At 55.8% G+C, this 22284-nt stretch carries 21 protein-coding genes; 15 read left to right on the forward strand and 6 right to left on the reverse strand.

Going from position 1 to position 22284, the window contains the following annotated elements:
* Positions 1-263: 263 nt before the first annotated feature.
* Positions 264-2195, reverse strand: a complete 1932-nt coding sequence (csrD, locus tag QOT07_RS22520) for an RNase E specificity factor CsrD (protein ID WP_099065509.1) — start codon at positions 2193-2195, stop codon at positions 264-266.
* A gap of 286 nt (positions 2196-2481) precedes the next feature.
* Between csrD and acuI the strand changes: the two genes are divergently transcribed.
* The 13 genes from acuI (at position 2482) to lpxP (ending at position 14315) form a co-directional block, all read left to right on the forward strand.
* Positions 2482-3459 (forward strand): acrylyl-CoA reductase (NADPH), encoded by a 978-nt coding sequence (gene acuI / locus QOT07_RS22525; RefSeq protein ID WP_099065508.1) that lies wholly within the window; start codon positions 2482-2484, stop codon positions 3457-3459.
* 123 nt (positions 3460-3582) lie between these two features.
* Entirely contained in the window at positions 3583-4584 is a 1002-nt protein-coding gene (gene msrP, locus QOT07_RS22530) for a protein-methionine-sulfoxide reductase catalytic subunit MsrP (RefSeq protein WP_099065507.1), read from the forward strand.
* Positions 4585-5184: a protein-methionine-sulfoxide reductase heme-binding subunit MsrQ gene (gene msrQ / locus QOT07_RS22535; protein ID WP_099065506.1), complete on the forward strand. Its 600-nt coding sequence runs from the start codon at positions 4585-4587 to the stop codon at positions 5182-5184.
* Positions 5185-5425: 241 nt separating this feature from the next.
* On the forward strand, positions 5426-5878 hold the full coding sequence (gene aroQ, locus QOT07_RS22540; RefSeq protein ID WP_219017085.1) for a type II 3-dehydroquinate dehydratase: 453 nt from the start codon (positions 5426-5428) through the stop codon (positions 5876-5878).
* 32 nt (positions 5879-5910) lie between these two features.
* A complete protein-coding gene (gene accB, locus QOT07_RS22545) occupies positions 5911-6375 on the forward strand; it encodes an acetyl-CoA carboxylase biotin carboxyl carrier protein (protein ID WP_099065505.1) in 465 nt (154 codons plus the stop codon).
* A gap of 10 nt (positions 6376-6385) precedes the next feature.
* Positions 6386-7735, forward strand: coding sequence for an acetyl-CoA carboxylase biotin carboxylase subunit (accC, locus tag QOT07_RS22550; protein WP_012147113.1), 1350 nt, complete (start codon positions 6386-6388; stop codon positions 7733-7735).
* A gap of 140 nt (positions 7736-7875) precedes the next feature.
* Positions 7876-8118: a YhdT family protein gene (locus tag QOT07_RS22555; RefSeq protein WP_099065504.1), complete on the forward strand. Its 243-nt coding sequence runs from the start codon at positions 7876-7878 to the stop codon at positions 8116-8118.
* A complete protein-coding gene (gene panF / locus QOT07_RS22560) occupies positions 8108-9553 on the forward strand; it encodes a sodium/pantothenate symporter (RefSeq protein WP_112347146.1) in 1446 nt (481 codons plus the stop codon). Before QOT07_RS22555 ends, panF begins: the two co-directional genes overlap by 11 nt.
* A 12-nt stretch (positions 9554-9565) precedes the next feature.
* Complete coding sequence (gene prmA / locus QOT07_RS22565; RefSeq protein ID WP_099065502.1) at positions 9566-10447, forward strand: 50S ribosomal protein L11 methyltransferase; 882 nt, start codon at positions 9566-9568, stop codon at positions 10445-10447.
* Positions 10448-10633: 186 nt separating this feature from the next.
* A complete protein-coding gene (locus QOT07_RS22570) occupies positions 10634-11368 on the forward strand; it encodes a carbonic anhydrase (RefSeq protein ID WP_219017086.1) in 735 nt (244 codons plus the stop codon).
* Between the two features lie 386 nt (positions 11369-11754).
* On the forward strand, positions 11755-12720 hold the full coding sequence (dusB, locus tag QOT07_RS22575; RefSeq protein ID WP_037410551.1) for a tRNA dihydrouridine synthase DusB: 966 nt from the start codon (positions 11755-11757) through the stop codon (positions 12718-12720).
* 21 nt (positions 12721-12741) lie between these two features.
* Positions 12742-13038: a DNA-binding transcriptional regulator Fis gene (gene fis, locus QOT07_RS22580; protein ID WP_000462905.1), complete on the forward strand. Its 297-nt coding sequence runs from the start codon at positions 12742-12744 to the stop codon at positions 13036-13038.
* A 356-nt stretch (positions 13039-13394) separates the two neighbouring features.
* Positions 13395-14315 (forward strand): kdo(2)-lipid IV(A) palmitoleoyltransferase, encoded by a 921-nt coding sequence (gene lpxP / locus QOT07_RS22585; RefSeq protein ID WP_219017087.1) that lies wholly within the window; start codon positions 13395-13397, stop codon positions 14313-14315.
* 38 nt (positions 14316-14353) lie between these two features.
* Here the strand turns inward: lpxP and QOT07_RS22590 are convergent, their stop codons facing one another.
* A complete protein-coding gene (locus tag QOT07_RS22590; protein ID WP_219017319.1) occupies positions 14354-15691 on the reverse strand; it encodes an IS4 family transposase in 1338 nt (445 codons plus the stop codon).
* 183 nt (positions 15692-15874) lie between these two features.
* Here QOT07_RS22590 and QOT07_RS22595 point away from each other — a divergent pair, with 183 nt between their 5' ends.
* Positions 15875-16573 (forward strand): CTP synthase C-terminal region-related (seleno)protein, encoded by a 699-nt coding sequence (locus QOT07_RS22595; protein ID WP_430523285.1) that lies wholly within the window; start codon positions 15875-15877, stop codon positions 16571-16573.
* A gap of 59 nt (positions 16574-16632) precedes the next feature.
* Here QOT07_RS22595 and QOT07_RS22600 read toward each other — a convergent pair whose 3' ends face one another.
* Positions 16633-17322 (reverse strand): LrgB family protein, encoded by a 690-nt coding sequence (locus tag QOT07_RS22600; RefSeq protein ID WP_207977301.1) that lies wholly within the window; start codon positions 17320-17322, stop codon positions 16633-16635.
* A complete protein-coding gene (locus QOT07_RS22605) occupies positions 17315-17737 on the reverse strand; it encodes a CidA/LrgA family protein (protein ID WP_099063569.1) in 423 nt (140 codons plus the stop codon). Before QOT07_RS22605 ends, QOT07_RS22600 begins: the two co-directional genes overlap by 8 nt.
* Positions 17738-17875: 138 nt before the next feature.
* Between QOT07_RS22605 and QOT07_RS22610 the strand changes: the two genes are divergently transcribed.
* Positions 17876-18763, forward strand: a complete 888-nt coding sequence (locus QOT07_RS22610; RefSeq protein ID WP_099063570.1) for a LysR family transcriptional regulator — start codon at positions 17876-17878, stop codon at positions 18761-18763.
* A 29-nt stretch (positions 18764-18792) separates the two neighbouring features.
* Here QOT07_RS22610 and QOT07_RS22615 read toward each other — a convergent pair whose 3' ends face one another.
* Positions 18793-20442, reverse strand: coding sequence for a Na+/H+ antiporter (locus tag QOT07_RS22615; protein ID WP_099063571.1), 1650 nt, complete (start codon positions 20440-20442; stop codon positions 18793-18795).
* A 196-nt stretch (positions 20443-20638) separates the two neighbouring features.
* Complete coding sequence (locus QOT07_RS22620; protein ID WP_099063572.1) at positions 20639-22000, reverse strand: NCS2 family permease; 1362 nt, start codon at positions 21998-22000, stop codon at positions 20639-20641.
* Positions 22001-22284: the final 284 nt, after the last annotated feature.

Genomic DNA, 22284 nt, shown 5'->3' on the forward strand with positions numbered 1-22284 from the left:
GGCCTGAATTCCCTGAACAAAGGCTCAGTTTACCACCCTGTCAGCGCACGAAACGGCGTAACACAGCTCATAAAATCTAACATATTCCCTGATTGCCGTTGGTGGTAAGCACCTACCAACGCTCAACAGAAAAGGACTGACAAGAGCCTATATCAAATAGGCGTCATTGTCGCAGGCAGTTTGGGGGTTATCCCAAAAAGACAGATAAAATAGCCCAGATGAATTGGCGCTCATTCTACGTCAATTTTTGCCCGGCATTCAGGTTAAACGCGATAACGACGCGAATATTTTTTGCGCCCTACGTCTATCGGTTCCGGCGACGCGAAAAAGTCGCCCTGCCCACCGAGGATCCCGCGATCTTTCAGCGTCTGCCATTCGTTGCGCGTCCGCACGCTGGCGGCAAAAACCTGGGTGCTGGTGCCTTCGCAGGCGCCCGTCAGGCTCTGAACAAACAGCTGATTTTCATCACGCCGGTCAATACTCCGCACCAAACCAGGATGGAGCTTAACCAGTTCCACCGGTAAGGACTTGATATAGGAGGTACTCACCACGGTTAACCCCGCCTGGGATACCACCAGACGACAGCCCAATCCTGAGAGTAATCTCAGCACCGGACGTAAACGGTCGATATGTTGACACACGTCTGCCTCTGCAAGTTCAATCAGAATTCGCCGACGATGACTTTTTTCACACTGAAGCAGGCTATCTCGCAGCCAGCGCTGGAAAGAACGCTGCAATAAAGAGTCTACGCACAGCGTAAATGCCAGCGTTTCTTCGGGCCACAGTGCCAATAAAGGAAGGATGCGGCTCAGATGCTGACGATCGTAACTTTCCGCCAACCCCAACTGCTGTACCAGCGGCATATATTCAGATGGCAGCAATTCCTGGGTACCGTCATAAATCCGGCTCATGATCTCACGGTGATGGACTTCTCCGTCCACCGTCACCGCCGGCTTCTGGTACAACCGCGGGCCACCCCGCGCCAACACCTGCTCCAACAGGGTGCGCCATTTGACGCTGCCGCGCCCTTTTTCCGGCACCTGGCTGTCGTAAACATACCAGCCGTTTTCCCCCTGCAGCGTGGCATGCCGCGTGGCCTGCTCTGCGTAATCAATCACCTGCTCGGTGGTTTGCCCGCTGCGGTATGCCACGATGCCGATATGCAAAAACGCTTCGCGATCGATAAGCGCGGTTGAAGGCAGGGCATCAATCGCGTGAACCAGCTGTGACGCGATACCGTCAGCTTCTTTCAACGTGCGGTGCGGTAACAGCACGGTGAAATCACTGTGGAAATAGCGCGCCAACAGCGCCGCCGGATAGCGCATCACGAAGGTCGACAACAGATTGACCAGTGAATACATCAGTTCCTGTACCGCACTGTTACCGTGGATTTCCCGCAGCGTGTCGAAATCGGGTAATCGCACCATCATGACGATGCCGTGCGAGCCTTCCTCTTCCAGTTGGGTGGTCAGTTGGTTATCAAAGAACAATCGGTTGTTCAGCCCGGTTTTGGCGTCCTGCGCGGCAAAGGCGCGGATCAGCGTATCGACCCGGCTGCGCTCCTCGCGCGCTTCCGTCAGATCCGCCAACAGACGATCGAGCGCACCGCTGACGTTCGCCGGCCATTCACGTACGTCGCCCTGCATCACGCTCTCCCGCTCGCCATTAAGAATGCGGCGGGCACGGCGCTCCAGCCTGTCCTCCCCATCAGCCTGCTCTCGCAGCCAACGTAAACTGAACAGCAGGATCACCACCATGATAACGATCGACAGCGTGACGGCCGCGGTGGATTGCAGAGAACGCACGTCGCTGGCGAAAGGGTCAATATAGGTAATGCGTAGCGAAGCGCCGGGATGCTGCATCAGCGGCAGTGAAACTTGCCGGTAGCCATTGAGTGACTCCCAGGGCTGCTTTAGCGTCGGCAGATTATAAGAAAGGAGATTGCTGTGGCTGGTATCCACGCTGACGGCCACGATCCCGAGTGGGCGCATCACCAGAGGAAGCCATTTTTCCTGCTCCTGCGGAGGTTCATGCAACATCGCCTGATCGAGCGAAGTCATCAGCGAGTCGAAGCGGCGCTCCAGTCGCTCCTGAGTGACGTAAAAGTAACTGTATGAACAGCCCATCAGCATCAAAAACATCGCCAAAGCAACCAGCAGGGTGATCAATGCAGAGAGCTTGGTGGTGAATCGCATCCCTGTGCCTTGTCCGTTATCGTTACGTGGATTTTCACCTTTGGTCGTATAAAGGCCCCGAATTCGCTCAAAAGAATCCAATACAACACCCTGATTTTTTAATGATTCACTGGCTTTGCCCTGACGATACTCGCCGACAACTCATGTCGCTCAAGCTACCAAGCATCGTCGACGAAGAAAACCTTCAATCACCCTTTTTTGTCTTTAATCAGGACATACAATTCTTATATGCATATAGTCAATTAAAGACAGATTCAGAAAATTAGCTAACGAGAGGAAGAGTGACATGCGTGCACTGTTATTGGAACAACAAGACGATCAAACTCTGGCTCAAGTCAAAGATATCAGCAGCGATCAACTGCCCGACGGCGATGTCACGGTAGACGTCAACTGGTCCAGCCTCAATTATAAAGACGCGTTGGCGATCACCGGCAAAGGCAAGATTGTACGCAACTTCCCGATGGTGCCAGGCATCGACTTCGCCGGTACCGTGCGCCACAGCCGTGACGATCGCTTTAAAGAAGGCCAGAGCGTGGTGCTTACCGGCTGGGGCGTGGGTGAAAACCATTGGGGCGGCCTGGCTGAACAGGCCCGTGTCTCCGGCGAATGGCTGGTGCCGCTGCCAAACGGGTTGGATGAACGCAAGGCGATGATCCTCGGCACCGCCGGTTTTACCGCCATGCTGTGCGTGATGGCGCTGGAAGAAGGGGGTGTGCGCCCGGATGACGGCGACATTTTGGTTACCGGCTCCAGCGGCGGCGTAGGCAGCACGGCGATCGCTATTCTGGCCGCGCTGGGCTATCACGTGACGGCAATCAGCGGCCGCGAAAGCAATACCGATTACCTGAAAGCGCTCGGTGCCAAAGAAGTGCTGTCGCGTAGCGGCTATCTCGAAGCCCCGCGCCCGCTGGAAAAACAACTGTGGGCCGGTGCAGTCGATACCGTCGGCGACACTATGCTGGCACGAGTGTTGGCGCAAATGAACTATAACGGTACCGTCGCTGCCTGCGGCCTGGCCGGTGGTTATCACCTGCCGACCACGGTGATGCCATTTATTCTGCGCAATGTACGCCTGCAAGGCGTGGACTCGGTGCACACCCCGCTGCATCGCCGTCAAACCGCCTGGGAACGCCTGGCCGGTATCCTGCCAGACAGCTTCTACCAGCAGGCCACCCAGGAAATCACGCTGGAACAGGCACCGGCCACCGCTGCCGCGCTGCTGGATAACAAAGTCACCGGCCGTACTCTGGTGAAAGTCCGCTAAGCCTGAACGCCCCCCAACAACGGGGGGCATGTCCCGTCTGCGAAATTTCATATTTTCCCGCCGTCTCTCGCATAAGGCCTGGTTTCACGCCATGCTTACTTCATATTCGCGGAGAAAAATAGCATGAGCAAACAACCTAAATTAACTGAGGCCGATGTCACGCCAGAGAGCGTGTTTTATCAACGGCGAAAAGTGTTGCAGGCGTTAGGCATCACCGCCGCGTCACTGGCCCTGCCGCTTAACGCACAGGCCGATTTGCTGTCATGGTTTAAAGGTCACGATCGGCCCAAGGCACCGCCGGGCAAACCGCTGGAATTCAGCAAGCCGGCAGCCTGGCAGGCCCAACTGGCCTTGACGCCGGAAGATAAGGTCACCGGCTACAACAACTTCTACGAGTTCGGTCTGGATAAGGCCGATCCGGCGGCCAATGCCGGCGGTTTGAAAACCGAAGGCTGGCAGGTGCGCATCGACGGCGAAGTCGCCAAACCGATCACGCTGGACATCGATGACTTAATCAAACGCTTCCCGCTGGAACAGCGCATTTACCGCATGCGTTGCGTCGAAGCCTGGTCGATGGTGGTGCCGTGGATTGGCTTTGAATTGGGTAAGCTGATCAAGCTGGCGGAACCGAACAGCAACGCGCGCTACGTCGCCTTCCAGACGCTGTACGATCCAGAACAGATGCCGGGCCAGAAAGACCGTTTTATCGGCGGCGGGCTGAAGTATCCCTATGTTGAAGGGCTACGTCTCGATGAGGCGATGAACCCGCTGGCGCTGCTGACCGTCGGCGTGTACGGCAAAACGTTGCCGCCGCAGAATGGTGCGCCGCTGCGCTTGATCACCCCATGGAAATACGGTTTTAAAGGCATCAAGTCGATCGTCCATATCAGTCTGGTGCGCGATCAGCCGCCGACCACCTGGAATCAGTCTGCGCCTAATGAATACGGTTTCTATGCCAATGTGAACCCGCATGTCGATCATCCACGCTGGTCGCAGGCCACCGAGCGCTTTATCGGCTCCGGCGGCATTCTGGATGTTAAACGCCAGCCAACGCTGCTGTTTAACGGCTATGCCGAACAGGTGGCCTCACTGTATCGCGGCCTGGATCTGCGGGAGAATTTCTAAGTGCGTTTGACTCCAACCCATATCAAATGGATCAAGGTCGCCATTTATCTGGCGGCATTTTTGCCTTTTCTCTGGCTGGTTCTGTCGGTGGATCAGGGCTGGTTTAGCGCCGATCCGGCCAAGGATATTCAGCATTTTACCGGCAGAATGACGCTGAAGCTGTTGTTGGCCACCTTAATGATCGCCCCGCTGGCACGCTATACCCGCCAGCCACTGCTGATTCGTTGCCGCCGCCTGGTGGGGCTCTGGTGTTTTGCCTGGGCCACGCTGCATCTGATAAGCTATTCGACGCTGGAATTGGGGCTAAGCAATATCGGTCTGCTGGGGCGCGAACTGGTCACCCGCCCTTACCTGACGCTCGGTATTATCAGTTGGCTGATCCTGTTGGCGCTGGCCGCGACCTCGACGCTGTGGGCGATGCGCAAACTGGGCGCCAAATGGCAAACGCTGCATAATTTGGTGTATCTGGTGGCGATCCTGGCACCGATTCATTACCTGTGGTCGGTCAAAACCTTTTCGCCACAACCCTTCATTTATGCCCTGCTGGCCGTCGTGCTGCTGGCACTGAGATACAAGAAATTCCGCAATTGGTGGCGTTAACAGGCGGAACTTTTCTGTGTTCTACCCCTCATAATGCGATAACAGCCTGGCCAGTTTGCGGGTTTAGGGTTGAATATCTTCGCTGATAAGACCAGTATTTAGCTGCGAATTGCTACGATATCGTTATAATGCCCGACCTTGTTCCTGTTCTCAGGGTGAATTTTCCCCTTAACAGGTGACAAATCGGTGACATCGGGTTATTTTCTACGATGATGGTTTTATTGCCGGAGATACCAGCACAATGGCGGATAAGTTTCACATTTTGCTTCTGAACGGCCCCAATCTGAATCTGCTGGGGACGCGTGAACCGGAGAAATACGGTAGCACGACGCTAACAGAGATTGTTAACGGATTGGAAAACCAGGCATCCGCACTGGATATTACCCTGAGCCATCTGCAGTCTAACGCCGAACATGCGCTCATCGACCGCATACACCAGGCGCGCGGCAATACAGATTTTATTCTGATCAACCCTGCCGCGTTCACGCATACCAGCGTGGCGCTGCGTGATGCATTGCTGGCGGTGCAGATCCCGTTTATCGAGGTCCACCTGTCCAACGTGCATGCCCGCGAGCCTTTCCGCCATCACTCCTACCTTTCCGATATTGCGGTGGGTGTGATTTGCGGCCTCGGCGCAGATGGCTACACATTTGCTTTACAGGCAGCGGTTAACCGTCTGTCGAAAACCCACTAATTGCTACGCAAAAAGAGTACGGAATCACACTCATGGATATTCGTAAAATCAAGAAACTGATCGAACTGGTTGAAGAATCAGGCATTTCTGAACTGGAAATCTCTGAAGGCGAAGAGTCGGTTCGCATCAGCCGTGCCGCTCCGGTACAGGCTTACCCAATGATGCCGCAGGCATACGCAATGCCGGCACAGCCGCAGCCAGCTCTGGCTACCGCCGTGGCTGCCGCGCCAGCTGAAGCCCCTGCAGCACCAGCGGCCATGAGTGGCCACATCGTCCGTTCCCCAATGGTTGGCACTTTCTACCGCACACCAAGCCCGGATGCGAAATCCTTCATCGAAGTTGGCCAGAAAGTGAATGCCGGCGACACGCTGTGCATCGTTGAAGCCATGAAAATGATGAACCAGATCGAAGCGGATAAATCCGGCGTGGTGAAAGCCATCCTGGTAGAGAACGGCCAACCGGTAGAATTTGACGAGCCACTGGTCGTCATCGAATAACGAGGCGAACATGCTTGATAAAATTGTTATCGCCAACCGTGGCGAGATCGCGCTTCGTATCCTGCGTGCTTGTAAAGAGCTGGGCATCAAAACCGTTGCCGTGCACTCCACAGCCGATCGCGATCTGAAACACGTACTGCTGGCTGACGAGACCGTGTGTATCGGTCCTGCGCCATCGGTAAAAAGCTATCTGAATATCCCGGCTATCATCTCTGCGGCGGAAATCACCGGCGCAGTGGCGATCCACCCGGGCTACGGCTTCTTGTCTGAGAACGCTGACTTCGCCGAGCAGATCGAACGCTCCGGCTTTATCTTCATTGGCCCGAAAGCCGAAACCATCCGCCTGATGGGCGACAAGGTTTCTGCCATCAACGCCATGAAGAAAGCCGGCGTGCCTTGCGTACCTGGTTCCGACGGCCCGCTGACCGATGACATGGATAAAAACCGTGCCTTCGCCAAGCGCATCGGTTACCCGGTGATCATCAAGGCATCTGGCGGCGGCGGCGGCCGTGGCATGCGCGTTGTGCGCAGCGACAAAGACCTCGAGCAATCCATTTCCATGACAAAAGCGGAAGCCAAAGCGGCTTTCAACAATGACATGGTTTACATGGAAAAATACCTGGAAAACCCACGCCATATCGAAATTCAGATTTTGGCCGACGGTCAGGGTAACGCCATCTATCTGGCCGAACGTGACTGCTCCATGCAGCGCCGCCACCAGAAAGTGGTTGAAGAGGCACCAGCACCAGGCATCACCAGCGAAATGCGCCGCTACATCGGCGAGCGCTGCTCGAAAGCCTGTGTTGAGATCGGTTACCGCGGTGCGGGGACTTTCGAGTTCCTGTACGAAAACGGCGAGTTCTATTTCATCGAAATGAACACCCGTATTCAGGTTGAACACCCGGTTACCGAAATGATCACCGGCGTGGATCTGATCAAAGAGCAGCTGCGTATCGCTGCCGGTCAACCGCTGTCGATCAAACAGGATGAAGTGAAGGTTCACGGCCACGCGGTGGAATGCCGTATCAACGCCGAAGACCCGAACACCTTCCTGCCAAGCCCAGGCAAGATCACCCGTTTCCATGCGCCAGGCGGTTTCGGCGTGCGTTGGGAATCTCATATTTACGCCGGTTATACCGTACCGCCGTACTATGATTCCATGATCGGCAAACTGATCACTTACGGTGAAAACCGTGACGTGGCAATTGCCCGCATGAAGAACGCCCTGGCTGAACTGATCATCGATGGCATCAAAACCAACGTTGAACTGCAGCAGCGGATCATGAGCGACGAAAACTTCCAGCACGGTGGCACCAACATCCACTATCTGGAGAAGAAGCTCGGTCTGCAGGAAACCTAAGGCAGGCTATTCGCATCGCCTGACAGAAGGCCGGTTAATCACCGGCCTTTTTCTTTTGTAACGACTTGGCAAAAGCCGGCCTTGCCGTAGAATTCCTTACCTTTGGCAAAACCATCACCGTAAACCTATGGGGAACACTGATGGAAACACGCTTTATTCAAGCCCACCGCGAAGCACGATGGGCGCTCGGTCTGACGCTGCTGTATCTGCTGGCCTGGTCGCTGGCGGCCTACCTGCCGGACAGTGGATCCGGTATTACCGGCCTGCCGCACTGGTTCGAAATGGCCTGTTTGCTGGTCCCGTTGTTGTTTATCGGCCTGTGCTGGCTGATGGTACGCGGCGTATTCCGTGATATTTCGCTGGAGGACGGCGATGCAAACTGAAGTCATTTTGCCGCTGGTTGCCTATCTGGTGCTGGTGTTTGGCTTGTCGGTCTACGCGTACAGCCGTCGTCAAACCGGCAACTTCCTCAGCGAATATTTCCTTGGCAGCCGCTCGATGGGCGGCTTCGTGCTGGCCATGACGCTGACCGCCACCTATATCAGTGCCAGTTCGTTTATCGGTGGCCCCGGTGCCGCCTATAAATACGGCCTGGGTTGGGTGCTATTGGCGATGATCCAACTGCCGGCGGTGTGGTTGTCGCTCGGTGTACTGGGCAAAAAATTCGCTATTCTGGCGCGCCGCTACAACGCCATCACCCTGAACGACATGCTGTACGGCCGTTACCAAAGCCGTCTGTTGGTCTGGCTGGCGAGTCTTAGCCTGCTGGTGGCGTTCCTGGGGGCCATGACGGTGCAGTTTATCGGCGGCGCACGCCTGCTGGAAACCGCCGCCGGTATCCCTTACGACACCGGTCTGCTGATCTTTGGCATCAGCATTGCGCTGTATACCGCCTTTGGCGGCTTTCGTGCCAGCGTGCTGAACGACGCCATGCAGGGCCTGGTGATGTTGATCGGCACCGTGCTGTTACTGGTTGCGGTGATCCACGCCGCCGGCGGTCTGCATAGCGCAGTGGACAAACTCCAGCAGATTGACCCGGCGCTGGTGTCACCACAGGGGGGTGAACAGATCCTCAGCCTGCCGTTTATGGCATCGTTTTGGATCCTGGTGTGCTTTGGTGTGATTGGCCTGCCGCATACGGCGGTGCGCTGCATCTCCTACAAAGACAGCAAGGCGGTACATCGCGGCATCATCCTCGGCACCATGGTGGTGGCGGTGCTGATGTTCGGCATGCATTTGGCCGGCGCGCTGGGCCGTGCGGTACTGCCGGATCTGAAGATCCCCGATCAGGTGATCCCAACGCTGATGATCACCGTGCTGCCGCCATATGCCGCCGGTATCTTCCTGGCTGCGCCGATGGCGGCAATCATGTCGACCATTAACGCCCAATTGCTGCAATCATCCGCCACTATTATTAAAGATCTCTACCTTGGCGTACGGCCGCAGCAAATGCAGAACGAACGCCTGATCAAACGCTTCTCCAGCCTGACCACGCTAATCCTTGGCTTATTGGTGCTGCTGGCGGCCTGGCGACCACCGGAAATGATCATCTGGCTGAATCTGCTGGCGTTCGGCGGCCTGGAAGCGGTGTTCCTGTGGCCACTGGTGCTGGGCCTGTACTGGGAACGCGCCAACGCGCAGGGAGCACTTAGCTCAATGGTGACGGGTGCGGTATGCTATACGCTATTGGCCAGCTTCAAGCTGCAGTTGGCGGGGTTGCACCCTATCGTGCCTTCACTGCTGTTTGGCCTGTTGGCATTTTATATCGGTAACGTCGTCGGCGAAAAACGTCGGACGGCGTCATCATTACCCTCTTAAAAGAGAATTGCTATGCCTTGGATCCAACTCAAACTGAACACCACCGGCAGCCAGGCAGAAGACCTGAGCGACGCACTGGTTGAAAGCGGTGCGGTCTCGGTGACCTTTCAGGACACCCACGACAATCCGGTGTTCGAACCGCTACCAGGTGAAACCCTACTGTGGGGCGATACCGATGTGATCGGCCTGTACGACGCCGAAACCGATATGGCTGAAGTGGTGGCCATGCTGGAACAGCATCCGCTGCTGGGCGCCGGTTTCCGCCACAAGATCGAACAGCTGGAAGATAAAGACTGGGAACGTGAGTGGATGGATAACTTCCACCCGATGCGCTTCGGCGAGCGTCTGTGGATCTGCCCAAGCTGGCGTGACGTGCCCGACCCAACCGCGGTCAACGTGATGCTCGACCCGGGCCTGGCGTTTGGTACCGGCACCCACCCAACGACGGCGTTGTGCCTGCAGTGGCTGGACGGCCTCGATCTGGCCGGTAAAACCATTATCGACTTCGGCTGCGGTTCCGGCATCCTGGCAATTGCCGCACTGAAACTCGGTGCAGCGCGCGCTATCGGCATCGATATCGATCCCCAGGCCATTCAGGCCAGCCGCGACAACGCGCAGCGTAACGGCGTTTCAGAGCGTCTGGAGCTGTATCTGCCAAAAGACCAACCGGCCGATCTGCTGGCCGACGTGGTGGTCGCCAACATCCTGGCCGGCCCATTGCGTGAGCTGGCACCGCTGATCGGTTGCCTGCCTAAATCCGGCGGCTATCTGGGCCTGTCCGGCGTGCTGGCGACCCAGGCCGCGAGCGTGGCGCAAGCCTATGAAGATAAATTCACGCTCGATCCGGTCGCAGAACGCGAAGAATGGTGCCGTATTACCGGTCAACGTAACTAATTCCATTTTTGCTTTGATAAAAACCACCGATAACTTAACAGGTTACGGTGGTTTTTTTTCGCCCCAAGATTTCACTGATTTATCCTGACAAAAAGCGAGCGTATTCTGCTGCAGGCGCGATCACCGCCGGTTTTTTTAGTCGCTGGCCGCCACAGAAGATTAACGTTGTTTAAATAAGGATTGGCAATGAAAGGGAAAATATTAGTCGCCGTTTTAATGGTCTCCTGCTTTTCGGCGGGTGCGGCAGAGCAAGCGCATTGGGGCTATGAAGGTCAGGAAGATCCGGCACACTGGGGCAAACTTTCCCCGGACTTTTCGCTGTGCGAAACCGGTAAAAACCAGTCACCGGTGAATATTAAGGGCGCGCTGAAAACCCAACACGACAAACTGAAACTCGCTTTCCAACCGGGCAAGCAACAGATCGTCAATAACGGCCATACCCTGCAGGTTAACGTTAGCGGCGGCAATACTTTAGTTCTGGATAACGACACTTTCACGCTGCAGCAATTTCACTTCCACGCCCCCAGCGAAAACGAAATTGATGGCAAGCAGTTCCCGCTGGAGGCGCACTTTGTCTATAAAGACCAGCAAGGTGAGTTGGCGGTGCTGGCTTTGATGTTCCAGCAAGGCAAAACCAATTCGCAACTGGCGCGGGCCTGGCAGCAGATACCGACAGCCGTCGGTCAGACTGCAGTACTGACTACACCGCTGGATATCAAAGCCCTGCTGCCAAAAAGGTTTAACTTCTATCGGTTCAGCGGTTCGTTGACCACTCCCCCCTGTTCTGAAGGCGTAAGCTGGATGGTACTGGATAAGCCCGTCAGCGCATCTGCCGAGCAGATCGCCCAATTCCGCACCGCAGTACAGCATGCGAACAATCGCCCGCTACAGCCGCTGAATGGCCGCGTTATCATCGACTAAGGCTATAGGGAAGACTTCACCGCCGGTGTCATGGCCGGTGGTGAACCAGACCGCTTTACACCAAAACCCTCACCACGCAGCTTCAACGTAATTGTGCCTATTCTCAACGGAATACCCTGATAAATGCCCTGAAATACTGTCAATATCCAGCTGAATCGAGACTCATTACAGATAAAATTCTGTTGTGTGGGGAATATTTTATTGCACGCAAATTAACCATATTTCGTCAACTCATTGTTAAATATATATAATATTTTTATAGATCCTGACGAGGTGCATTTTTATTGCCAAATAGCGCCTGATTGGTCAAAGTTTGGCCTTTCATCTCAACGCAAAAATGCGTAATATACGCGCCCTTGCGGACACAGTATGGTTACTCTTTGTCTATGCGCATTGGACACCACCAGCTTACAAATTGCTTGATTGCGGCCCCGATGGCCGGCATTACAGATCGCCCATTTAGAGCCCTATGTCATGCAATGGGTGCTGGGATGGCTGTATCCGAAATGCTCTCCTCCAATCCGGAGGTGTGGCGGACGGATAAGTCGCGTCTGCGTATGGTCCATAGTGATGAACCAGGGATCCGTTCCGTGCAGATTGCCGGATGTGATCCAGATGATATGGCCGCTGCGGCGCGTATTAACGTGGCCAGTGGCGCACAAATCATCGACATCAATATGGGTTGCCCGGCCAAGAAAGTGAACCGGAAGCTTGCAGGGTCTGCATTGTTGCAGTACCCGGATCTGGTTAAGCAGATCCTCCACGCGGTAGTTAACGCTGTGGATGTGCCGGTAACACTTAAGATTCGCACCGGCTGGGAACCAGAACACCGTAACTGTGTAGAGATTGCCCAACTGGCCGAAGACTGTGGTATACAGGCCCTGACGATTCATGGCCGAACCCGTGCCTGCCTGTTCAACGGCAACGCGGAGTACGACAGCATTCGGGCAGTTAAGCAGAGTGTTTCCATTCCGATTATCGCGAATGGCGACATTACTGACCCGCATAAAGCCAGAGCAGTGCTCGACTACACTGGGGCTGATGCCCTGATGATAGGCCGCGCTGCTCAGGGGAGACCCTGGATCTTCCGGGAAATCCAGCATTATCTGGACACTGGGGAACTGCTGCCCCCTCCGCCGCTTGGCGAGGTTAAGCGTTTGTTGATAGGGCATATTCGGGAATTGCACGGCTTTTACGGCCAAGGCAAGGGATTCCGGATTGCTCGTAAGCACGTATCCTGGTATCTCCAGGAGCACGCCCCGAATGACCAGTTTCGGCGCACATTCAACGCCATAGAGGATGCCAGCGAACAGCTGGAGGCGTTGGAGGCATATTTCGAAAATCTTGCGTAACAAAAAAGAGCTGACAGAACTATGTTCGAACAACGCGTAAATTCTGACGTACTGACCGTTTCTACCGTGAACTCACAGGACCAAGTGACTCAAAAGCCTCTGCGTGACTCGGTGAAACAAGCACTGAAGAACTATTTTGCTCAACTGAACGGTCAAGACGTTAACGATCTGTATGAGCTGGTATTGGCTGAAGTTGAACAGCCACTGTTGGACATGGTGATGCAATACACCCGTGGCAACCAGACCCGTGCCGCCCTGATGATGGGCATCAACCGTGGTACGCTGCGTAAGAAATTGAAAAAATACGGCATGAACTGATACTAGTCAGTTTGCATGTTGAAAAGGCGCAACCTCGCAAGAGGCGGCGCCTTTTTCTTATTGGGTCTTCTGCCAAAGTGATGTCAATGCGAATGAGAATATTCGCATGCCACGCCTCCTTATCAGGCCGTATTCTGTGTTACAATATACATTCCTGGAGCCGCCTTCGCGGGCCTACAGCATCCCTCCGAAGCCTGATAGCAGCGCGAACCGCCCTTCGAGTGTAAAGTTTTAGTCAATTATGGAATCTGGCTAAACGATAGTGATGTCTGGGTGTCTGAGTGGTCGTATCGCAATTGAGGGGATCCTTGTGCGTTACAGGTTGCTGCCCCTAATTAATGCATAAATGAGTTCATATGAAGCGTCCGCAAAAATTCAAAATGGCCCTGCTGCATCCGCGCTACTGGCTTACCTGGTTCGGCCTGGCCTTTCTGTTCTTACTGGTTCAACTCCCCTACCCGGTGCTGCACAAGCTCGGTATGTGGATGGGCCGCACCTCGATGCGATTCCTGAAGCGCCGGGTTTCCATTACTCGTCGTAACCTGGAACTGTGCTTCCCGGACATGGACGTGGCGCAGCGCGAACGCAAAGTGATAGGCAACTTCGAATCCCTCGGCATGGGCCTGCTGGAAACCGGTATGGCCTGGTTCTGGTCAGATAAACGCGTCAAACGCTGGTTCAACGTTTCCGGTATCAATCATCTGAAAGCAGCCCAGCAGAATCAACGCGGCGTGCTGGTGATTGGTGTGCACTTTATGTCGCTGGAATTGGGTGGCCGTGCCATGGGCCTGTGTCAGCCGATGATGGCGATGTACCGCCCGCACAACAATAAAGCAATGGAATGGGCACAAACCAAAGGCCGTATGCGTTCCAACAAGGCCATGCTCGATCGCAAAGACCTGCGCGGCATGGTTCAGGCTCTTAAGCGCGGTGAAGCCGTGTGGTTCGCTCCGGACCAAGACTACGGCCCACGTGGCAGCGTGTTTGCTCCGCTGTTCGCCGTCGATCAGGCCGCTACCACCAGCGGGACCTATATGCTGGCACGCCTGGCCAAGCCTGCGCTGGTGCCGGTGGTGCTGATCCGTCGCGAGAAAGGCCGTGGATATGATCTGCTGATCCAACCGGCACTGGAAAATTACCCTATCAGCGACGAGATCGCTGCCGCGGCTTACATGAATAAAGTGGTTGAGAAAGAGATCATGCGCGCGCCAGAGCAGTATATGTGGCTGCATCGTCGCTTCAAAACCCGGCCGGCCGGCGCCCCGTCGCTGTACTGAGCCCCCCAAACCGAGCCCGGCCAACGCCGCAATGCCGTTCACTTAAGTGGTGAGGCATAACGATTCACCGGATAACGGGTTTTTGATATCTTAACCGCCCTCGGCCTTGATGGTCGGGGGCGTTTTGTTATGAACATCGCCTCCAAACTCCCCCTCAGGTGCATCAGCCGTTTCGGTATCGTTCCGGGGGATACCGTATTACCCAGCACTATCAGTTCCGTCGCTATTACCCCAAAAGCAAATTTAAAACTCATCTCCGACGGCGCTCTTTTATACTGTTTTGCCGTCAGCGCCGCTTCCCGCCTGATAAGGTTGTAAGCCAGCAGCAACCCCCACACTTCCTGATGCAGCAACTCCACTTTGCGGCTTCTCAGCACCATCGCATTACTCTGCAGGCTGCTTTTGATATTGCGAAAACCCACTTCGATTTCCCATCGGGAATGATAAAGCTCCGCCACCGCTTTGGCCGGATAACGATCCGCAGGCAATGAAGTCAGCACGGTTTTCTCCACACCGCCGATATCGTAACTGACCGCCCGGGCATACCAGGACTCAGGAAGGGCCGGGTTTTGCTTTCGAGCCTGCGCAGAGACTTTCATTTTTAGCAGACGGTCGCCCGCTCCGTAGCTTTCCTGCACGTCTGCGACCATCCCTTTGCGGGCAGGCAGTAGCCAGTGGCGATTTTCGCCGCCATGGTTCACCCCTGTTAGTAAATCCGCACTAAAAAATAGCTTATCAAACAGGGTGATGGAGTTATCCGGTAACGCCTTAATCAGGTCATGCGCCAACCGGGTCTCGCTACACCGGTAAGGCCCGGTGACCGCATCCAGCAGAACATGACTGCTCAGGTTCATCAACGCCACCAGACGCATCACCGGAAAAGGACTCTGTCGGTCTGTAGAGGTGTTACTGGAACCAAAATGCGCACGAAGTTCCGGTTCATCGGGCGTACGCAGTTGTGCACCGTCGACGGCAAAGAGCTGCAATCCTCTCCAGTCATCTTTGGGATAGCGTTCAGTCCCCCAGGTTCGTGCTGTCTGGCGAAACAGCCATTCAACAGGGGCAGCACCGACACGCTGGCGTGCCTGTGTAATGGCGCTGCGTGCCAGAAGCTGCGTGCCGGCTTCGCCATCGGCACTGAGGTTAAGGCGGCGGACAATATCGGTAATGGGCTCATTACGAAAGAAGGCCATACAAACGACCATCCAGACCACCATGTCCCCGGGCAGGCGGCGGCGTCTGACGGTGGCATGGGTAGACAGAGAAAGGCAATGCTGGAGCCATTCAACAGGAAGATGTTCAGCAAAAATCTGCGCAGAAGGTGGCGGTAACAAAGGCTGGTCGCTAAAACTGAGCAGGTCATCGAGAAGTGGCATAAGAAAACGGCTCCCTGTAATGGAAGCCGTTATATTGCCGCAGATTAAGGATCGGTCAACCGATCCTTAACTGATCGGCATTGCGGCCAACGCCGGGCTTTTTTGTGCGCCGCGTTTAAAAAAACTGCGGATTGGCGTTCGGCTTTACTGTAATCTCCTTTTTTACCCGCGCAGGAAAAGGAAATGATGAAAGCTCAAGTTCGCATTGCTCTGGTCGGTGACTACAAACCCGAGGCCGTTTCTCACCAGGCCATCCCTATTGCTCTCCAGCTTACCGCCACACACCTTAACGTCGATATCCAATCTCACTGGCTGCCCACAGCAACCATTACTGCCCCCTCGGTACTGCAGAGCTATGATGCGATCTGGGTGGTACCCGGCAGCCCGTATAATCATGACGACGGTGTCTTTATGGCGATCCGCCATGCCCGTGAGCAGAACGTCCCCTTCCTCGGCTCCTGCGGTGGCTTCCAGTATGCGATTGTGGAATACGCCCGTAACGTCATGGGCTGGCACGATGCCGGACATGCGGAAACCGATAGCGGTGGCCGGTTGGTGATTGCTCCGCTAAGCTGTTCGCTGGTCGAAAAAAGCGGTGCCATTCTTTGCCAGCCGAATACGCTGGCCGCCCGTGTCTACGGCAAGCTGGAAACGCACGAAGGCTACCACTGTAACTTCGGCGTTAACCCGGAGTTTGTCGCCGCTCTACAGCAACATCCGCTGATTATCAGCGGGCATGACAGCGAAGGTGACGTGCGGTCAGTCGAATTGCCGGGGCACCGTTTTTACGCTGCCACGCTGTTCCAGTCTGAACGTGCGGCATTACGTAACGAGCTCTCCCCGTTGGTGGTAGAACTGATCAAGACCGCTGCAACGGCCTGACAAAGCGGATAATGAGGGCCATGTCGATATGGCCCTCCATCGGCAATACAACCGCAGGCTTACCACATCAGTTGCCCTATCAGTGGGGCGGCAATCACTGTGATAATCCCCGCCAACATCATCACCAGGCTGGAGACGACGCCTTCTTCCTGCCCCATCTCATAAGCTTTCGCGGTACCGGCACCGTGCGACGATGCCCCGAGCCCGGCACCTTTCGCCAGACTGCTGCGCACCGCCAACCGCAGGAACAACATGTCCCCCACCGCCATGCCGAACACCCCGGTGATCACCACGAACAGCGCCACCAGATCCGCCTGCCCACCCATCTGTTTGGCGGCTTCCAGTGCAAACGGCGTGGTGATGGATCGCACCGCCAGACTGCGTTGCACCTCTTCCGGCAGCGTCAGCAGGCGTGCCAGCCACACTGAGCTGTAAACCGCCACCAGCACCGCCGTCAACACCCCGGCGCTGAGCGACAGCCAATGGCGGCGAATGATATGCAGATTCTCGTACACCGGCACCGCGAAGGCGATAGTCGCCGGCCCCAACAGCCACAGCAACCAGTGCGTTTCGCCAATGTAATCCTGGTACGAGATATGGGTGACCACCAGCAACAGCACCAGGATCATCGGGGTCAGCACCAGTGGCATCAGCAGTAAGGTACGGCGGCGGCGGTAGAGTTTTTTATTGGCGAAGTACAGCGCCAGCGTCACCAGAAAGCAGGCGATGCCAAGGGTAAAATCATTCATCGCGCTGCTTTCGCCGCTGCAGCCAGACTTCCAGTCGATACACTCGATCGACCACCAAACCCGTCGCGCCCAACGTCAGCGTGGTACTGACCGCAATCACCAGGAAAATCTTCCAGCCTTCTACCATCAGCAACTGGGCATAGTTAACCACCGCCACTACCGCCGGGACGAAGAACAACAGCATCTCGGCCAGCAGCCAGCGAGAACCCGCCCTGACCCAGTTCAACGGCAGAATACGCAGCAAGATCAGCGCCAACAGCATTAACATGCCGATAATATTGGCGGGCAGCGGCAGATGAAACTGTTGCACCAGCCGATCGGCAATCAAAAATAACACCGCGTATAAGACAACCTGGATCGGCACCTGCAAGCGGGCCAGCAGAGAGGGAGCAGCATGGCGTAACGCCAGTAACATGAAAGATGACCTTAAACAAAAATTCACGGTTTACAGTATACGCAGCCAGGAAACCTCCCATGAAATGAATTAAAATTATCAACATCATGCCATCAGGGAATAATTTCCCGAGGGTATTGTCCCTGAGGAGAACCCAACGTGGATGTCCGCACTTTGCGCTACTTCGTCGAAGTAGTGCGGCAACAAAGCTTTACCCGCGCGGCCGAAAAATTGTTCGTCACCCAGCCGACCATCAGCAAGATGCTGCGTCATCTGGAAGAAGAGCTGGAGTGCACACTGCTGATCCGCGAAGGGCGCAAGCTGCACCTGACCGACAGTGGCCAGGCGGTGTACCAGCGCGGTCTGGCGATTATCGATGAGTTCCGCCAGCTGGAGGCAGAGCTGGAAGACATCAGTTCGGTAAAAAAAGGCGTGCTGCGGCTGGGTATCCCGCCGATGGTTGGCCGGCAGATTGCCGATTTGATCCGTCAGTTCCGCCAGACCTATCCCGGCATCGAGCTGAAAATCTCAGAGCTGGGCGGGCTGTCGGTTGAGCAGGCGGTGATGTCCGGTGAACTGGATCTGGCGATGACCATTCTGCCGGTCGATTCCGATCAACCGTTGACCTTCCTGCCATTACTCGCTCACCCGATGTGCGTGGTCACACCGCGCACATCCCACTGGTTGAACCGCACCAGCATCAATATCAATGAGTTGGCCAACTGGCCGATCCTGCTTTATAACGAAGACTTCGCGCTCTACAAGATGCTGATGAAAGCCTTCCGTCAGGCCGGTTTTGAACCACAGATAGCAGTGCGCAGCGGGCAATGGGATTTTCTGGCATCGATGGTGCAGGCCGGAGTCGGCATCGCCACCCTGCCGGAACCGGTCTGCCAATGGCTGGATAAGGAAAACCTGCTCTGGCTGCCGCTGGAGCCACGTATGGAATGGAAAGTCGGGTTGATCTGGCGCCAGGGCAGTTACCTGTCGCACAGCGCCCAGGCCTGGATAGCCTGCTGTCGCGACTACTGGCCGCCGGTGAAATGAACGGGGCCGCATCTGCGGCCCCGTGGATATTAGCCTTCGCGCTCTATCAACAGCGCTTCCAGCAGGTCGAGATCGTGCAACAGCTTTTGCAGCGTCTCGTTACTGATTTTCTGCGTGGCGCGCAGGTGATACAACTCACCACGTTCAGCACGCAGCGCCGTCAGGCGGAAGCGCCGCTCGAGGTTTTCCAGCATCAGCGCATTCTCGATATCGTCTTTGGTGGTGATACGCCGCCGTAGCGCCCCCACCACCCGCGAACTGATCTCTTTCAGCACCTGCGGATCGATATTCTCCTCGGTATCGACAGCCAGGCGTTCTTCCATTTTGTTGATACTTTCGATCGCCACCTCAGCCGCCATGGCAATCGCCATCCGCTCTTCACTCTTGCTGACGCTCTTGTCTGCCACCTGCACGCCGCGCAACAACAGCGGCAGCGCCATGACACCGGCAATCAGCGAAAGCAGGATCACCCCGGCGGCGATAAACACCAGCTGATAGCGCGCCGGGAAGGCGCTACCGTCACTCAGCAGCAGCGGAATAGACAGCACACCGGCCAGCGTAATCGCCCCACGCACCCCGGCGAACGACGCCACCCACAGTTCACGCGTGGTGAAATCACCAAACTGCAACGGCCGTTTTTTCATAAAGCGACGGCTGGCGTTTTTCATCAGCCACAGCCAGGTGAAACGTAATATCAATAACGCGCCGTAGATAATGGCGACATCGGCAAACAGGTACCAGGTCTGAATGGTCGGATCCAGTTCCGCCTGCAGGATGGAAGTTTCCAGGATCCCCGGCAGTTGCAGACCCAACATGATGAATACCATGCCGTTGAATACAAATTCCAGCATCGCCCAGACGCTGTTCGCACGCAGACGCATCGCCAGTGGTGCGTTGCGGATCACGCCGGACTGGCTGATGGTCATCCCCGCAGCGACCGCGGCCAGGATACCGGAGACGCCAATGTGTTCGGCAATCAGGTAAGAGGCAAACGGCAATAACAGCAGGAACACGATTTGTGTCGCCGGGTCGTCACCACTCCAGCGGCTCATTACGCGCAACGACTTACTGTAGAGCCAGGTGACCGCCACGCCAGCCAGCAGGCCACCGATCGCCACCTTAAGAAACTCGAGGGTCGCGCCACCCACGGTAAACACCATGGTGCCCATCGCCACCGCAATGGCAAATTTGAGTGAAACCAGACCGGACGCGTCGTTCATCAGCGCCTCGCCCTCCAGCACGCCCATGATCGGCTTCGGAATGCGCCCTTTACCGACGATACCGGACAGCGCCACGGCATCGGTGGGCGACAGTACCGCCGCCAGCGCAAACGCCGCGACCAGCGGGATCCCCGGCACCATGGCGTAAATCAGGTAACCCACGCCGACCACGGTAATCAGCACCAGCACCAGCGCCAGGCCAAGGATTTCACGGCCGTGGTGCAGGAATTCGCGGGTTGGGGTTTTCCAGCCATCGGCAAACAGCAACGGCGGAATAAACAGCACCAGGAACAGTTCGGGATCAAAATCGACGTGCAGCCCGAAATGTGGCCAGGCCAGCAGCGCCCCGATACCGATTTGCATTAACGGCAGCGGTACCTGGAACGGCAACATACGCGTCACCACCCCAGACAGGGAGACCACCAAAATTAAAATGAGGATTGTAAAAAAGATTTCCATGCTTTCCTTAGACTCTAGGGTTCAAACCACAACAGCACATAGCCGGAGTATGCCCCCGATAGTAGATCACTTTTTTTACAGCGGTTAAAGCTTGTTGTGCCATTCAAAATGCAGTATCGGCAGAAGGAGACTTATCTGAAGCAGAAATGGGGATAAAACATCCCCCGCCGAAGCGACGGGGGAAACGACAAACCGATTAGATTGCCCAACCGCCGGCATAGAACGCCACCAGGGCTACGGCGATCAGCACGGTGCCGATATTCAACCGACGCCATTCACCGGAGAAGATACGGCCAATCACCAGTGAGCTAAAGCCCAGCATGATGCCGGTGACGATATTACAGGTCAGTACGATAAACACCGCGCACAGCAGGCCGGACATCGCATCAACAAAGTCGTTGAAGTCCAGCTTGGTGACGTTGCTCAGCATCAGCAGGCCCACATACATCAGCGCCGGTGCGGTCGCGTAAATCGGCACCAGATAAGATAACGGTGACAGGAACAGGATCATCAGGAACAACAGACCGACCACGGTCGCAGTCAGGCCGGTTTTACCGCCTGCGGCAGTCCCTGCGGCAGATTCGATATACACCGCCGCCGGGGCGGCGCCCACCAGGCCGGAGAAAATGCTGCTCAGGGAGTCCGAAGTCAGCGCTTTGCCGCCGTTGATGATCTGCCCGTCTTTATCCAGCAGGTTGGCCTGACCGGCCACCGCGCGGATGGTGCCGGTGGCGTCAAATACTGCCGTCATCACCAGCGCCAGCACGCTCGGCAATACTACCGGCTGCAATGCCCCCATGATATCCAGGCTGAAGATCAGCGAATGGCCGTTGGCATCCGCCAGGCTTGGCATGGCAAACAGACCCTGATATTTCACCGCGGGGTCAAACACCAGGCCAATTACCGAAATGGCGATAATCACCAACAGGATACCGCCCGGCACGCGCAGTTTCTCCAGACCAAAAATCACCGCCAGCCCGAGCAGCGTCATCACCACCGGGAATGAAGTGAAGGCGCCCAGTGCCACCGGCAGGCCATCCAGTGGGTTCTTCACCACCAGGCCCACGCCGTTAGCGGCGATCAGCAACAGGAACAGACCGATACCAATGCCGGTACCGTGCGCCACGCCCATCGGCAGATTACGCAGGATCCAGGCGCGGATGCCGGTTATCGAGATAATGGTAAACAGCACGCCCATCAGGAATACCGCGCCCAACGCCACCGGAATGCTGATGTGTTGGCCCAGCACCAGGCTAAAGGCGGTGAAAGCCGTCAGTGAAATCGCACAGCCGATGGCCATCGGCAAATTCGCCCATAATCCCATCAGCAGCGAGCCCAGACCGGCGACCAGACAGGTGGCAACAAACACCGCCGTTGGCGGGAAACCGGCCTTGCCCAGCATGCTCGGCACCACGATCACCGAGTAAACCATCGCCAGGAAGGTGGTTAACCCTGCCACCACTTCCTGACGCACGCTGCTGCCACGCGCAGAAATATTAAAATAGCCATCAAGCCCGCCTTTTGGTTTAACGGCGTTATTCGCTTGAGAATTCGACATGTTGCTGTCCCCTGTGTTTCATTGCCAGCCCGTTTCAAAGGCTTGTTATTCCGCTCACGCCTGTTTTGTAGGGTATCGTTTGCTTTCCGGTACTTTACTCACGTCGCCAACTGGCGGCGCTCACAAAGGCAAACGATTAACTCTCAATGCGTGATGCGGGTGATTTGCGGTGGTTTATTCAAGGCAAACGATTATCCAGCCTTATATACCCTCTGATCAACCAAAGATCGCGGCAATTTATGCAGAAAAGTATTGGGATCCATCATTATCGAAAAGACGGTATT

The sequence above is a fragment of the Serratia proteamaculans genome, from assembly GCF_949794035.1.
Lineage (GTDB): Bacteria > Pseudomonadota > Gammaproteobacteria > Enterobacterales > Enterobacteriaceae > Serratia > Serratia proteamaculans.